This window comes from Pseudomonas guineae (genome assembly GCF_900113745.1).
GTDB lineage: Bacteria > Pseudomonadota > Gammaproteobacteria > Pseudomonadales > Pseudomonadaceae > Aquipseudomonas > Aquipseudomonas guineae.
Genome location: NZ_FOQL01000002.1, coordinates 156,999 through 171,632 on the forward strand (window position 1 = coordinate 156,999; position 14,634 = coordinate 171,632).

Here is a 14,634-nt window from a genome sequence, read left to right on the forward strand (position 1 = left end):
CAGATAAAAAGAACGACCCGAGCGGATCGGATGAGGAGAGTTGAGTTATGAGTGCGACCCCAGAAACCACCACCCCAGGCTTCAAACCGAAGAAATCCGTAGCCCTGAGCGGCACCACCGCCGGCAACACCGCGCTTTGCACCGTTGGCCGTACCGGTAACGACCTGCATTACCGTGGCTATGATGTGCTCGATTTCGCCAATCGCTGCGACTTCGAAGAAATCGCTCACTTGCTAGTGCACGGAAAACTGCCCAACGTCGCCGAACTGGCGGGCTACAAAGCCAAGCTCAAGGCCCTGCGTGGCCTGCCGGCGAGCCTCAAGGTGTCCCTTGAGCAGCTGCCGCCGTCGGCGCATCCGATGGACGTGATGCGTACCGCCGTGTCCGTGTTGGGGTGTGTGTCGCCAGAGAAAGACGACCACAACCACCCGGGCGCCCGTGATATTGCCGACAAGCTGATGGCTTCGCTGGGCAGCGCGCTGCTGTATTGGTATCACTTCAGCCACAACGGTAAGCGCATCGAGGTGGAAACCGACGATGACTCCATTGGCGGCCACTTCCTGCACCTGTTGCACGGTGAAAAGCCGCGCGAGTCTTGGGTGCGTGCCATGCACACCTCGCTCAATCTGTACGCCGAGCACGAATTCAACGCCTCCACCTTCACCTCGCGAGTAATCGCTGGTACCGGTTCGGACATTTTCTCCTGCATCGCCGGCGGTATTGGTGCGTTGCGCGGGCCGAAGCACGGCGGCGCCAACGAAGTGGCATTTGAAATTCAAAAGCGCTACGACAACCCGGATGAGGCCGAGACCGATATCCGTGCGCGCGTCGAGAAGAAGGAAGTGGTGATCGGTTTCGGCCACCCGGTCTACACCGTCAGCGACCCGCGCAACAAAGTGATCAAAGACGTTGCGCGCGAGCTGTCTACCGAACAGGGCAACATGAAGATGTACGACATTGCCGAGCGTCTGGAATCGACCATGTGGGAAATCAAAAAGATGTTCCCCAACCTCGATTGGTTCAGCGCCGTCAGCTACCACATGATGGGTGTACCGACTGCCATGTTCACCCCGCTGTTCGTGATTGCACGCACCTCGGGCTGGTCCAGTCACGTGATCGAGCAGCGCATCGACGGCAAGATTATCCGTCCGAGCGCCAATTACGTTGGTCCGGAAGACGTCAAGTTCGTACCGCTCAAGGAGCGTACATAACAATGACCATTACCCTGAACAGCCAATACCGCAAGCCGTTGCCCGGCACTGTGCTGGACTACTTCGACACCCGCGAGGCGGTGGACGCCATAGCCCCTGGCGCCTACGCCAAGCTGCCTTACGTCTCTCGCGTGCTGGCCGAGCAGTTGGTGCGTCGCTGTGACCCAGCGATCCTGACTGAATCGCTGAAGCAGCTGATCGAGCGCAAGCGCGACCTGGATTTTCCCTGGTACCCGGCTCGTGTGGTCTGCCACGACATTCTCGGCCAGACCGCGCTGGTTGATCTGGCCGGCCTGCGTGATGCGATTGCTGAGCAGGGCGGTGACCCGTCCAAGGTCAACCCTGTGGTGCCGACCCAGCTGATCGTCGATCACTCGCTGGCCGTGGAAGCAGCGGGCTTTGATCCGGATGCCTTCGAAAAGAACCGCGCCATTGAGGATCGCCGCAACGAAGATCGCTTCCACTTTATTGAGTGGACCAAGACCGCGTTCAAGAACGTCGACGTGATCCCAGCCGGCAACGGCATCATGCACCAGATCAACCTGGAGAAAATGAGCCCGGTGATTCAGGCGCGTGGCGGCGTGGCCTTCCCAGACACCTGTGTCGGCACTGACAGTCACACCCCCCACGTCGATGCGCTGGGCGTAATCGCAGTGGGTGTGGGCGGCCTGGAAGCCGAAACCGTGATGCTTGGCCGCGCCTCGATGATGCGTCTGCCCGATATCGTCGGCGTCAAGCTGACCGGCAAACGCCAGCCAGGCATTACCGCTACGGATATCGTCCTGGCCATCACTGAGTTCCTGCGTGCTGAGCGCGTGGTGGGTGCCTGGGTTGAGTTCTTCGGTGAGGGCGCCAACAGCCTGACCATCGGTGACCGTGCAACCATCTCCAACATGTGTCCGGAATACGGTGCCACCGCCTCGATGTTCTACATCGACCAGCAAACCATCGACTACCTCAAGCTCACCGGCCGTGAGCCAGAGCAAGTGGCGCTGGTCGAGCATTACGCCAAGACCACCGGTCTATGGGCTGATGCCTTGGTCACCGCTGAATACGAGCGGGTACTGAGCTTCGACCTGTCGACCGTGGTGCGCAACATGGCCGGCCCGAGCAACCCGCATCGCCGCCTGCCGACCTCTGCGTTGAACGAGCGTGGCATTGCCGATGGAGCTAAGCTGGCATCCGGTAAGGCCGAAGAGGCCGACGGCTTGATGCCGGATGGCGCGGTGATCATCGCCGCCATCACCAGTTGTACCAACACCTCCAACCCGCGCAACGTGGTCGCTGCTGGTCTGGTGGCGAAGAAGGCCAACGCACTCGGCCTGCTGCGCAAGCCCTGGGTTAAGACCTCCTTTGCCCCAGGTTCCAAGGTCGCCAAGCTGTACCTGGAAGATGCCGGTCTGCTGACCGAGCTGGAGCAGCTGGGTTTCGGCATTGTTGGCTACGCCTGCACCACCTGTAACGGTATGTCCGGCGCGCTGGATCCGCTGATCCAGCAAGAAATCATCGACCGCGACCTATATGCCACAGCCGTATTGAGCGGCAACCGCAACTTCGACGGGCGCATCCATCCTTACGCCAAGCAGGCGTTCCTGGCTTCGCCGCCGTTGGTGGTGGCGTATGCCATTGCCGGCACTATGCGCTTTGACATCGAGCAAGACGTGCTAGGGCATGACCAGCAGGGCAATCCGGTCACCCTGAAAGACCTGTGGCCGAGCGATGAAGAGATCGACGCTATCGTCGCGGCCAGCGTCAAACCGGAGCAGTTCCGCCAGATTTACATCCCGATGTTTGACCTCGGCACTGTGACGGAGTCCGAGAGCCCGCTGTATGACTGGCGTCCGACGTCCACTTACATCCGTCGTCCGCCCTATTGGGAAGGCGCACTGGCTGGCGAGCGCACCCTCAAGGGCATGCTGCCGCTGGCTGTGCTGCCAGACAACATCACCACCGATCACCTGTCGCCGTCTAACGCGATTTTGCTGAATTCGGCGGCGGGCGAGTACCTGCACAAAATGGGCTTGCCGGAAGAGGACTTCAACTCCTACGCCACCCACCGCGGTGACCACTTGACCGCGCAGCGCGCCACGTTCGCCAACCCGCAGCTGGTCAACGAAATGGCCGTGGTTGATGGTCAGGTGAAAAAAGGCTCGCTGGCCCGCGTTGAGCCGGAAGGCAAAGTAATGCGTATGTGGGAAGCCATCGAAACTTACATGGGCCGTAAGCAGAACCTGATCATCATTGCTGGGGCCGACTATGGTCAGGGCAGCTCGCGCGACTGGGCCGCCAAGGGGCCACGCTTGGCCGGTGTGGAGGTGATTGCCGCCGAGGGTTTCGAGCGTATCCACCGCACTAACTTGATCGGTATGGGCGTGCTACCGCTGGAGTTCAAGCCAGGCACTACACGCCTGACGCTGGGTATCGACGGCACTGAAGTGTATGACGTGGTAGGTGAGCGTAAGCCGCGCGCAACCATGACACTGGTGATCACTCGTCGAAATGGCGAGCGTGTTGAAGTGCCGATGACCTGCCGACTGGACAGCGATGAAGAAGTGCTGGTGTACGAAGCCGGCGGTGTGCTGCAACGCTTCGCTCAGGACTTCCTTGAGGCGACCAAGGGCTGATCCAGCAGCCGGGGCGACAATGCCCCGGTTTTTCGTAGGGTGGATCGCGCTGTACCGATCCACCATGACCGGGTGTGCGGTGGATGGATAAAACGCCATCCACCCTACGGCTACTTACTTCAAGCCAGGACAACAACATGGCTCATCAACCCCAAATCAAGATTCCCGCTACCTACATGCGTGGCGGTACCAGTAAGGGCGTATTTTTCCGCCTAGACGACCTGCCGCAAAACTGCCAAGTGCCGGGCGCGCCCCGCGACCATCTGTTTATGCGGGTGATTGGCAGTCCCGACCCCTATGCCGCGCAGATCGATGGCATGGGCGGCGCCACCTCATCGACCTCTAAGTGCGTGATTCTGTCAAAAAGCAGCCAGCCTGATCACGACGCCGACTACCTCTACGGTCAAGTGTCGATCGACAAGGCTTTCGTCGACTGGAGCGGAAATTGCGGCAACCTGTCCACTGCTGCCGGCGCTTTTGCCATTCATGCGGGGCTGATTGACCCTTTGCGTATCCCGGAAAACGGGATGTGTGTGGTGCGTATCTGGCAGGCCAATATCGAGAAAACCATCATTGCCCACGTGCCGGTCAGTAATGGTCAGGTGCAAGAAACCGGCGACTTTGAGCTGGACGGGGTGACATTCCCAGCCGCCGAGATCGTGTTGGAGTTTCTCGATCCGTCCGATGACGGCGCTGAGGGCAGCTCGATGTTCCCCACCGGCAACCTGGTCGACGACTTGGACGTCCCCGGTGTTGGCACCTTCAAAGCGACCATGATCAGCGCCGGCATTCCCACTGTGTTCGTTAATGCCGAAGACATCGGTTACAGCGGCACTGAACTGCGTGAGCAGATCAACGCTGATCCCGAACAACTGGCGCGTTTCGAGAAAATCCGTGTGGCCGGGGCCTTGCGCATGGGGTTGATCACGACGGCGGAAGAGGCGGCTACCCGTCAGCACACGCCGAAAATCGCCTTTGTGGCTAAGCCCAAGGACTATGTATCGTCCAGTGGTAAGGCAATACAGGCTGCAGATATCGACCTGCTAGTGCGCGCCTTGTCGATGGGCAAGCTGCATCACGCCATGATGGGTACTTGTGCCGTGGCGATTGGTACGGCGGCGGCAATTCCTGGCACCCTGGTTAATCTGGCAGCGGGTGGCACTGCGCGTGAGGCGGTGCGTTTTGGTCACCCTTCCGGCACGTTGCGCGTTGGCGCCGAGGCGGCGCTGGTTAACGGTCAGTGGACTGTGACTAAGGCAATTATGAGCCGCAGTGCGCGCATTCTGATGGAAGGTTGGGTGCGGGTGCCGGGCGATTCATTTTAGTTTTTACAAGTGAGAAAAGACTCGAAGTACTTGAGTCTTTTCTATTTAAATCAATGGTTTGCCTGGGTTATTTAAAGCGTCGCTCAACACCTTTTTCCACCAGGATCTTGGCGGAAATTTCTTCTACCGAGAAATGCGTGGAGTTGATGTAGGCGATGTTTTCGCGGCGGAACAGGTTTTCCACTTCGCGCACTTCAAATTCACATTGGGCATAGCTGGCGTAGCGGCTGTTGGGCTTGCGTTCGTTACGAATGGCGGTGAGGCGGTCCGGATCGATGGTCAGGCCGAACAGTTTGTCCTTGTATTGTTTGAGAGCTGGCGGAAGCTGCAAGCGCTCCATGTCGTCTTCGGTCAGCGGGTAGTTGGCGGCGCGGATGCCGTATTGCATGGCCATATACAGGCAGGTGGGAGTTTTACCGCAGCGTGATACGCCGACTAGGATCAAATCAGCCTTGTCGTAGTAGTGAGTACGTGCACCGTCGTCGTTATCCAGGGCGAAGTTGACCGCTTCGATACGCTCCATATAGTTAGAGTTGTGGCCGATGGAGTGTGACTTGCCGACGGAATAAGAGGAGTGTGAGGTCAGTTCCTGTTCCAGTGGGGCAAGAAAACTCGAGAAGATATCGATCATAAAACCTTCGGACTCAGCCAGGATATCGCGTATGTCCTGATTGACGATGGTGTCGAAAATGATCGGTCTAGAGCCGTCTTTCTCGGCTGCGCTGTTGATTTGTTGTACCATTGCGCGCGCTTTTTCCACACTGTCGATGTACGGACGTGTGAGCTTGGTGAAGTCGATAGTTTCAAACTGTGCCAGCAAACTTTGGCCCAGGGTTTCGGCAGTGATGCCGGTGCCATCGGAGATGAAAAAAGCGGTTCGTTTCATTTGTGCCATGGGCCTTAAGCTGAGGACGAATCTTGGCTATCATAGGCCCGCCTTTGCAGGGCCGATCTGGCCGGCATTGTTACTTATTTTCCAGGGCCAGGCCACAATCGTGCGGGCATGACTGCCGGCGAGTTTCCCCAGCCCCTTGAGCTTTTCCAACACCTTAGTGGAGAGATCACCTTGGTAGAGTACGTAGTTTCCCTCGATAAGCTCGGCAATCACGATGTCGAGCACGTAGGGGGCAAGAACGCCTCCCTGGGCGAGATGATCAGTAACCTGGCCGGTGCCGGCGTATCGGTTCCCGGTGGTTTTGCCACTACTGCCCAGGCCTACCGGGACTTTCTCGAGCTGAGCGGCCTGAATGATCAGATCCATGCTGCACTGGATGCCCTTGATGTTGATGACGTCAACGCCCTGGCCAAGACCGGTGCGCAGATTCGCCAGTGGGTGATGGACGCGTCTTTCCCGGAAGAGTTGAACGTGCAAATCCGCACCGCCTTCGCCGAAATGGCCGGTGGTAATGACAACATGGCGGTTGCAGTGCGTTCTTCGGCCACCGCCGAAGACCTGCCGGATGCCTCGTTTGCTGGCCAGCAAGAAACCTTCCTGAATATCCGTGGCGTGGAAAACGTGATTCGCGCGGCCAAAGAGGTATTCGCCTCACTGTTCAATGACCGCGCTATCGCTTACCGCGTACACCAGGGCTTTGACCATAAGTTGGTCGCCCTGTCTGCTGGTGTGCAGCGCATGGTGCGCTCGGAAACCGGTACCGCCGGCGTAATGTTTACCCTGGATACCGAGTCGGGTTTTCGCGATGTAGTGTTTATCACCGGTGCTTATGGCCTCGGTGAAACCGTGGTGCAGGGCGCAGTCAACCCGGACGAGTTCTACGTACACAAGCAGACGTTGGAAGCCGGTCGCCCGGCCATCCTGCGCCGTAACCTGGGTAGCAAAGCGATCAAGATGATCTACGGCGACGAAGCCAAGGCCGGTAAGTCGGTCAAGGTCGTCGACGTAGATCGCGCCGAACGTGCGCGCTTCTGCCTGAGCGATGCTGAGGTCAGCGAGCTAGCCAAGCAGGCGATGATCATCGAGAAGCACTACGGTCGCCCTATGGACATCGAGTGGGCCAAAGACGGTGATGACGGCAAGCTGTATATCGTTCAGGCGCGCCCGGAAACTGTCAAAAGTCGCACTAATATCAATGTAATGGAGCGCTACCTGCTCAAGGAAACCGGCACTGTGTTGGTTGAAGGCCGCGCAATCGGTCAGAAGATCGGCGCAGGTCGCGTGCGCGTTATTAATGACGTGTCCGAGATGGACAAGGTTCAGCCTGGCGACGTGCTGGTCTCTGACATGACCGACCCAGACTGGGAGCCGGTCATGAAGCGCGCCAGCGCCATCGTCACTAACCGTGGCGGGCGTACTTGTCACGCGGCGATTATTGCGCGTGAGCTGGGTATCCCGGCCGTAGTTGGCTGCGGCAACGCCACCCAGGTGCTGAAAGACGGTATGGGTGTGACGGTTTCCTGCGCTGAGGGTGATACCGGCTTTATCTTTGAAGGCGAGTTGGGCTTCGATATTCGCAAGAATTCGGTTGATGCCATGCCGGATCTGCCGTTCAAGATCATGATGAACGTCGGCAACCCAGACCGTGCCTTTGATTTCGCCCAGCTACCTAACGAGGGCGTAGGCCTGGCGCGCCTGGAATTCATCATCAACCGCATGATCGGTGTGCACCCGAAAGCGCTGCTGAACTTCGCAGGCTTGCCGCCGGAGATCAAAGAAAGTGTCGAGAAGCGCATCGCCGGTTACGACGATCCGGTCAATTTCTACGTCGAGAAGCTGGTCGAAGGCATCAGCACCCTGGCCGCGGCGTTCTGGCCGAAGAAGGTCATCGTGCGTCTGTCGGACTTCAAGTCCAATGAATACGCCAACCTGATCGGCGGCAAGCTGTATGAGCCGGAAGAAGAGAACCCGATGTTGGGCTTCCGTGGCGCTTCGCGTTACATCAGCGAATCGTTCCGTGACTGCTTCGAGCTCGAATGCCGTGCACTGAAGAAAGTGCGTAACGAAATGGGCCTGACTAACGTCGAAATTATGGTGCCGTTCGTGCGTACCCTCGGTGAAGCCAGCCAGGTGGTCGACCTGCTGGCGGCTAATGGCTTGGCCCGTGGTCAGGATGGTCTCAAGATCATCATGATGTGCGAGCTGCCATCCAACGCGATTTTGGCCGAAGAGTTCCTTGAGTTCTTCGACGGTTTCTCCATCGGTTCCAACGACCTGACCCAGCTCACGCTGGGCCTGGATCGCGATTCGGGCATCGTTGCACACCTGTTCGATGAGCGTAATCCAGCGGTTAAGAAGCTGCTGAGCAACGCCATCCAGGCCTGTAACAAGGCTGGCAAGTACATCGGTATTTGCGGCCAGGGCCCATCAGACCACCCGGACCTTGCGCGCTGGCTGATGGAGCAGGGTATCGAAAGCGTATCGCTGAACCCGGACTCGGTGCTCGATACTTGGTTCTTCCTGGCCGAAGGCCAGCAACCTGCTTGATTGCCCTATAACGTTGTGTTCAAGGGCAGGTTGAACCTGCCCTTTTTTGTGCTCAACACATCCGTGTGTTTCAGCCCTCTGGGGTTTATGCGCAAAAACGCTCCTGGTGGTTTTGTGGCCTGTCATTTATGGCAGTCATCTTTCGGGCCGTCGCCAGGCGACGTGAGAATTGTTCCCGGCAATGGGTTGTACAGGGCGAAAAAGATGCAAAGCAGCAGTGAGCTTTTCCCCGTCGCCTTGATCAGCGCGGAACTCCGGGGCGATTTGAGTGAAGATATTTATCGACTCAAACCCAGTAACAGCCCGGATAAAAGTGTTGAGCTGGCCCTGACGCGCTTAGGTCGTGTGGGGTATGAGCACGAGCGTGGCGTGCCGGTGATCCTGATTCCCGGTAGTTTTTCCAATCGGCGCTTCTGGTTTTCGCCCAAAGGTATTGGTCTGGGGGCTTACCTGGCCCGTGCCGGCTTCGATGTGTGGATCGCTGAGATGCGTGGTCATGGCTTGTCGCCGCGTAACCGCGACTATTCGCGCAATACGGTCAGTGACTACGTGCGTTATGACCTGCCTGCAATCGCTGATTTTATCTATGAGCTAAACCCGCAGAACGCTCACTGGCTGGGCCATTCCCTTGGTGGGATTATTCTTGCCGGAGCGTTGGGCGGGCATTACTTGGATGAGACGAAAATCGCTTCCAGTGCATTGTTCGGCAGTCAGATCAGCCGGATTTACTGGCCTTTGAAACTACCCCCGCTGGAGTGGACTGCACGGCTGCTGCTTAAGCGCTTCTCGGTGCTTTCCGGCTCGCGGCTTAAGCGTGGCCCCGAAGATGAGCCAATTGGACTGGTGGTGGAGAGCTTGCGCTGGCATGGCCTGTTCGGCCGTTTTGGCGATGCTAAGCGCGATTGGTGGGCGGGGTTGGCTGAGGTAAAGGTGCCGGTCATGGCTGTGGCCGCGCTCGGCGATGAGCAGGATCCGGCTTGGGCGTGCGAGAAGCTGCTCAAGCAGTTCGGCTCACCTGTGAGCGAGTTTCTCTGCTTAGGCAAGGCACATGGCTTCAGCAGTGACTTCGGTCATGTTGAAATGCTCATCAGCAAAGACTCGCAGCGTGAGGTGTGGCCCTTGCTTGAGCAATGGTTACGCAGGAGTCCACAAATGGCTGCCGAGCTTGAAAGTGTCGAGCTAGAGGGCAGTAACGCTAGGTATGCTGAGTAAGTATTCGACTCATGCCGTGTAAAGGCTGTGATTTACAGGCGCGGGCTTGAGCTTGTTGCTGCTAATAGGCAAAGGTCGCACCATGTGGCTGGAGCTTCATTGTTTTTATCCAGCTGCTGTACTTAGGCGGCGCGCCGGCCGAAGTTGAGTTTGATCTGGCTAGCGGGCTTGCATTGAATTCGTCCTACACCAGTTTGTGTTTTTGCCTGTGGTTTATGATGCGTACCGGGTCGGGATCGACCTGTCAGCGCCCTCACACTATCCAAGGAGCTTTGCCATGTACTACATCACCCCCGATTTGTGCGACGCCTATCCGGAGCTGGTTCAGGTGGTCGAACCGATGTTCAGCAACTTTGGTGGGCGCGATTCCTTCGGTGGCGAAATCGTCACCATCAAGTGCTTCGAGGACAACTCGCTGGTCAAGGAACAGGTTGATCAACCCGGTAAAGGCAAGGTCATGGTGGTCGACGGTGGTGCTTCCATGCGCCGTGCACTGCTCGGTGACATGCTCGCTGAGAAAGCAGCGAAGAATGGTTGGGAAGGCATTGTGATTTACGGTTGCGTACGCGATGTCGATGTACTGGCGCAAACCGATTTGGGTATTCAGGCGCTGGCCAGCCACCCGATGAAAACCGATAAGCGTGGTATTGGCGATCTCAACGTGGCTGTGACCTTCGGCGGCGTGACCTTCCGTCCGGGTGAATTTATCTATGCTGACAACAATGGCGTGATCATCTCGCCATCTGCTTTGCAGATGCCGGAGTAGGGCGCTTGCAGGAAACGGTGATGCACGAAGGTGACAACGCGCAATGGGGCTTGGTGCATGCTTTTGTCCTCAATGGTAAGGGCGGCGCTCGCAGCATTGCTCGGCAGGCGATGCAAGGGTTGGTGCTGGGCGAGCACGAAAGCCTCTGGTTGCACTGGGATCGCAGTCACCCGCAGACGCACACGTGGCTGCGTGTAGAAAGTGGCTTGAGTAACTTTGCCTGCGACCTTTTGTTGGAGGAGAACACCCGTCCACGTCTACTGGCGTTGCCCGAGCAACAGTTGCTGCTTTTTTTGCGTGGGCTGAACCTCAATCCGGGCGCTGAGCCCGAGGACATGGTCTCTGTGCGCATCTTTGCCGATGCCCAGCGGGCGATCTCTCTGCGTTTGCGCCCCTTGCATGCCACCGAAGCCTTAATTGAAGACCTGTTGGCGGGCCGTGGGCCGAAAACCTCGGCTGAGCTGATTCTGCGCCTGGCGCATTACCTGACGGATAAGATCGAGTTGCTAGTGGGCGAACTGTCCGAGCAGGTCGACGATCAGGAAGAGCGCGCAGATGCATTGGAAAGTCAGGCGCCTGACCATTCAGCACTGCTGCAAATTCGCCGGCGTGCCGCCAGTCTGCGGCGGTTTCTAGCTCCGCAGCGTGATATCTATGGCCAACTAACCGCCAGCGCGCAGGCTTGGCTTGTCGGTGCCGACAGCAGTTATTGGAATGAGCTGAATAATCGCCTGACCCGTTATCTTGAAGAGCTGGAGTTGAGCCGCGAGCGGGTCAACCTGCTGCTGGAAGCTGAAAATCGGCGCATGGATGAGCGGATGAATCACACCATGTACCGCTTCGGCATCATCACCGGCATTTTCTTGCCAATGAGTTTTCTGACAGGCTTGCTCGGCATCAACGTTGGCGGCATTCCAGGCTCAGAAAGCCCGCATGGTTTTCTTCTAGCTTGTTCGCTAATGGCGCTGGTGGCACTTGTGCAGTGGCTGCTATTTCGTCGTTTACGCTGGATCTGATGTGACCTGTCCGGGGTTGGTCTCGTCTAGCCGTCACATCCTGTGAGGTGCGCCATGCACGATCCCTTTGAAGAATCACTGCGCGATTTACTTAAGTCGCCCGCCTCGAGTCACGACGATGACGCTTGCCTGCATCGCGTGCTTAAAACCGCCAACCGCCAAGTCGGTGTCGGTGATTTGTTTGCGCTAATGGGGCACTGGGCAGGTGCGCTAATGATCGCGCTAAATAACGGCTCGCCTCACGTTACGCCGGTTTCACGCCGTAAAACCTCTGAATCTTCTCTTGATAAGGCTGACTGAGCATGGAATTTACTCAAGTGCTGGTTGACGCGATGGCCAGCGTCTGGACACCCATTGCTGCTTTTATTCCGCGGTTGTTTGGCGCCATGGTGGTGGTGTTACTGGGTTTTGTGGTGGCAAAGTTCCTCGACACGCTGCTGTCGAAATTGCTCGGTAAGATCGGCCTGGATCGTTTGATGGCCGGCACGGGTCTAACCAAGATTCTCAGTCGCGCCGGTATTCAGGTGCCGGTATCGACCCTGATCGGCAAAATCGTTTACTGGTTCGTGCTGTTGATCTTTCTGGTTACTGCAGCCGAGTCGCTTGGGCTGGAGCGGGTTTCCGCGACCCTTGATGTGCTGGCCTTGTACCTGCCGAAAGTCTTTGGTGCAGCCTTGGTGTTGCTTGCCGGTGTGCTGTTGGCGCAACTGGTCAGTGGCTTGGTGCGCGGCGCGGCTGAAGGCGTAGGGCTGGATTATGCTGGCGGTCTGGGGCGTATCGCTCAGGGCTTGGTGATTATCATCAGTATCTCGGTGGCTATTGGTCAGCTTGAGGTCAAAACCGAGCTGCTTAACAACGTGATTGCCATTGTGCTGATCTCGGTAGGGCTGGCTGTCGCCCTCGCTCTGGGGCTGGGCAGCCGCGATATCGCCAGTCAGATCCTGGCTGGGATTTATGTGCGCGAATTGTATGAGGTAGGGCAACAAGTTCAGGTTGGTACGGTCGAAGGGCAGATCGAAGAAATCGGCACGGTTAAAACTACGCTGTTGACGGAAACGGGTGAGCTGGTTTCAGTCGCCAACCGTACCTTGCTCGAGCAGCAGGTAAGCAGCCGCTAAGGCTAATCCCTGCTATTGTATGCGGCCAATCCGCAGCCTGATTTACAGGCTGCATTGGCTTATGTCCTGACTGTCGGCCCGACTCGTTTTGAATAAAGCCCACTCTGCATCCCTACGTTATGACCCCCGCGAACTCTCGGACGAAGAGTTGGTGGCGCGTGCCCATGACGAGTTGTTCCACATTACCCGCGCCTATGAAGAGTTGATGCGTCGTTATCAGCGCACATTGTTCAATGTGTGTGCGCGTTATTTGGGTAACGACCGTGATGCTGATGATGTTTGCCAGGAAGTTATGCTCAAAGTCTTATATGGCCTTAAGAACTTTGAGGGTAAGTCAAAGTTTAAAACCTGGCTGTACAGCATCACGTACAACGAGTGCATTACCCAGTACCGCAAAGAGCGGCGTAAGCGCCGTCTTGTTGACGCCTTAAGTTTGGATCCCCTTGAAGAGGCGTCCGAAGAAAAAGAGCCAAAACCTGAAGATAAAGGCGGTCTCGATCGTTGGCTTGTGCATGTCAATCCGATTGACCGGGAAATTCTAGTGCTACGTTTTGTCGCAGAGCTGGAGTTTCAGGAGATTGCCGACATCATGCACATGGGTCTGAGCGCCACTAAAATGCGTTACAAGCGTGCCCTCGACCGCTTGCGAGAGAAATTTTCAGATAACACTGAAACTTACCTTGAATAAAGCCGTCATAGTTAGCGGTTAATTCTGGTAGAATTTCCGGCTGAGTTGTCTTGTGTTTGTCAGACAACTTACTGACCATCATGAGATAGGGAATACTGTTAATGAAATTGAAAAACACTGTTGGCGTTGTCATTGGCTCGCTGCTGGCTACATCCTCTCTCGCCGTTATGGCTCAGGGTCAAGGCGCTGTAGAAGTAGAAGGCTTTGCTAAGAAAGAGATGTTTGATAGCGCCCGTGACTTCAAGAACAACGGCAACCTGTTCGGCGGCAGCATCGGTTACTACCTGACCGACGACGTTGAACTGCGTCTGGCCTACGACGAAGTGCACAACGCCCGTGGCGAAGATGGCCGCAACATCAAGGGCGCGAACACCGCTCTGGATGCTTTGTACCACTTCAACAACGCTGGCGACGCACTGCGTCCTTACGTTTCTGCCGGTTTCTCCGATCAAAGCATTGGTCAGTCCGGTCGCAACGGTCGCAATGGTTCTACCTTCGCTAACATCGGCGGCGGTGCTAAGTACTACTTCACTGACAACTTCTATGCCCGTGCCGGCGTTGAAGCTCAGTACAATATCGACCAGGGCGACACCGAGTGGGCGCCAAGCGTTGGTATCGGCATGAACTTTGGTGGTGGCAGTGCGCCAGCCCCAGTAGTGGCTGCTGCACCTGAGCCGGTTGCTGAGCCAGTAGCTGCTGAAGAACCGATGGAACTGGTTCGTGTTGAGCTGGACGTTAAGTTCGACTTCGACAAATCCAGCGTTAAAGAAGAAAGCTACGGCGACATCAAGAACCTGGCTGACTTCATGAAGCAGTACCCGCAGACCACCACCGTGGTTGAAGGTCACACTGACTCCAAGGGCAGCGACGCCTACAACCAGAACCTGTCCGAGAGCCGTGCTAACGCCGTTCGTGACGTACTGGTTAACCAGTACGGTGTAGACGCTACTCGCGTTAACGCTGCTGGCTACGGCGAAGCTCGCCCGGTTGCTGACAACGCCACTGACTCCGGTCGCGCTGTTAACCGCCGCGTAGAAGCTGAAGTAGAAGCACAGATCCAGCAGTAATCGATCTGGCTGCATAGAAAACCCGGCTTCGGCCGGGTTTTTCTTTATGGGTGTAGCAGCCTGGACAGCCACGCTGCGGGGCCTACCTACGCGACGTTAAGCAGTGTTCCAGGCTATTTTTTCCTGAAGAAAAGCGGCCATTAAAAGCCCGCTTGTGGCGGGCTA

The 14,634-nt window shown here is 57.0% G+C and carries 12 protein-coding genes; 11 read left to right on the plus strand and 1 reads right to left on the minus strand.

Going from position 1 to position 14,634, the window contains the following annotated elements; all coding sequences use genetic code 11:
• Nucleotides 1-47: 47 nt before the first annotated feature.
• The 3 genes from prpC (at nucleotide 48) to prpF (ending at nucleotide 5,160) form a co-directional block, all read left to right on the plus strand.
• Complete coding sequence (gene prpC / locus BMZ32_RS09610) at nucleotides 48-1,211, plus strand: bifunctional 2-methylcitrate synthase/citrate synthase (RefSeq protein WP_090241758.1); 1,164 nt, start codon at nucleotides 48-50, stop codon at nucleotides 1,209-1,211.
• A gap of 14 nt (nucleotides 1,212-1,225) precedes the next feature.
• The gene (gene acnD, locus BMZ32_RS09615; protein WP_090242097.1) at nucleotides 1,226-3,835 is read left to right on the plus strand and encodes a Fe/S-dependent 2-methylisocitrate dehydratase AcnD; all 2,610 of its coding nucleotides are present in this window, start codon (nucleotides 1,226-1,228) and stop codon (nucleotides 3,833-3,835) included.
• Nucleotides 3,836-3,972: 137 nt separating this feature from the next.
• On the plus strand, nucleotides 3,973-5,160 hold the full coding sequence (gene prpF, locus BMZ32_RS09620) for a 2-methylaconitate cis-trans isomerase PrpF (RefSeq protein WP_090241759.1): 1,188 nt from the start codon (nucleotides 3,973-3,975) through the stop codon (nucleotides 5,158-5,160).
• 67 nt (nucleotides 5,161-5,227) lie between these two features.
• Here the strand turns inward: prpF and ppsR are convergent, their stop codons facing one another.
• Complete coding sequence (ppsR, locus tag BMZ32_RS09625) at nucleotides 5,228-6,046, minus strand: posphoenolpyruvate synthetase regulatory kinase/phosphorylase PpsR (RefSeq protein WP_090242098.1); 819 nt, start codon at nucleotides 6,044-6,046, stop codon at nucleotides 5,228-5,230.
• Nucleotides 6,047-6,226: 180 nt separating this feature from the next.
• On the opposite strand from ppsR, the gene ppsA reads away from it, so the two are divergent.
• From ppsA to BMZ32_RS09670, 8 genes are all read left to right on the plus strand, one after another.
• Nucleotides 6,227-8,602, plus strand: coding sequence for a phosphoenolpyruvate synthase (gene ppsA / locus BMZ32_RS09635; protein ID WP_090241760.1), 2,376 nt, complete (start codon nucleotides 6,227-6,229; stop codon nucleotides 8,600-8,602).
• A gap of 204 nt (nucleotides 8,603-8,806) precedes the next feature.
• Nucleotides 8,807-9,814, plus strand: coding sequence for an alpha/beta fold hydrolase (locus BMZ32_RS09640; RefSeq protein ID WP_090241761.1), 1,008 nt, complete (start codon nucleotides 8,807-8,809; stop codon nucleotides 9,812-9,814).
• A gap of 277 nt (nucleotides 9,815-10,091) precedes the next feature.
• On the plus strand, nucleotides 10,092-10,580 hold the full coding sequence (rraA, locus tag BMZ32_RS09645) for a ribonuclease E activity regulator RraA (RefSeq protein WP_090241762.1): 489 nt from the start codon (nucleotides 10,092-10,094) through the stop codon (nucleotides 10,578-10,580).
• Between the two features lie 20 nt (nucleotides 10,581-10,600).
• A complete protein-coding gene (locus tag BMZ32_RS09650) occupies nucleotides 10,601-11,596 on the plus strand; it encodes a zinc transporter ZntB (RefSeq protein WP_090241763.1) in 996 nt (331 codons plus the stop codon).
• 54 nt (nucleotides 11,597-11,650) lie between these two features.
• Complete coding sequence (locus tag BMZ32_RS09655) at nucleotides 11,651-11,896, plus strand: CrfX protein (RefSeq protein WP_090241764.1); 246 nt, start codon at nucleotides 11,651-11,653, stop codon at nucleotides 11,894-11,896.
• Between the two features lie 2 nt (nucleotides 11,897-11,898).
• Nucleotides 11,899-12,714 (plus strand): mechanosensitive ion channel family protein, encoded by an 816-nt coding sequence (locus BMZ32_RS09660; RefSeq protein ID WP_090241765.1) that lies wholly within the window; start codon nucleotides 11,899-11,901, stop codon nucleotides 12,712-12,714.
• An 88-nt stretch (nucleotides 12,715-12,802) separates the two neighbouring features.
• A complete protein-coding gene (sigX, locus tag BMZ32_RS09665) occupies nucleotides 12,803-13,402 on the plus strand; it encodes an RNA polymerase sigma factor SigX (RefSeq protein WP_090241766.1) in 600 nt (199 codons plus the stop codon).
• A gap of 101 nt (nucleotides 13,403-13,503) precedes the next feature.
• Nucleotides 13,504-14,469, plus strand: a complete 966-nt coding sequence (locus tag BMZ32_RS09670; RefSeq protein WP_090241767.1) for an OmpA family protein — start codon at nucleotides 13,504-13,506, stop codon at nucleotides 14,467-14,469.
• The last annotated feature ends 165 nt before the right edge of the window (nucleotides 14,470-14,634 follow it).

Coding starts and splice junctions, on each gene's coding strand:
- prpC (WP_090241758.1), top strand. CDS start 48: ATGAGTGCGACCCCAGAAACCACCACCCCAGGCTTCAAACCGAAGAAA.
- prpF (WP_090241759.1), top strand. CDS start 3,973: ATGGCTCATCAACCCCAAATCAAGATTCCCGCTACCTACATGCGTGGC.
- ppsR (WP_090242098.1), bottom strand. CDS start 6,046: ATGAAACGAACCGCTTTTTTCATCTCCGATGGCACCGGCATCACTGCC.
- BMZ32_RS09640 (WP_090241761.1), top strand. CDS start 8,807: ATGCAAAGCAGCAGTGAGCTTTTCCCCGTCGCCTTGATCAGCGCGGAA.
- rraA (WP_090241762.1), top strand. CDS start 10,092: ATGTACTACATCACCCCCGATTTGTGCGACGCCTATCCGGAGCTGGTT.
- BMZ32_RS09650 (WP_090241763.1), top strand. CDS start 10,601: ATGCACGAAGGTGACAACGCGCAATGGGGCTTGGTGCATGCTTTTGTC.
- BMZ32_RS09655 (WP_090241764.1), top strand. CDS start 11,651: ATGCACGATCCCTTTGAAGAATCACTGCGCGATTTACTTAAGTCGCCC.
- BMZ32_RS09660 (WP_090241765.1), top strand. CDS start 11,899: ATGGAATTTACTCAAGTGCTGGTTGACGCGATGGCCAGCGTCTGGACA.
- BMZ32_RS09670 (WP_090241767.1), top strand. CDS start 13,504: ATGAAATTGAAAAACACTGTTGGCGTTGTCATTGGCTCGCTGCTGGCT.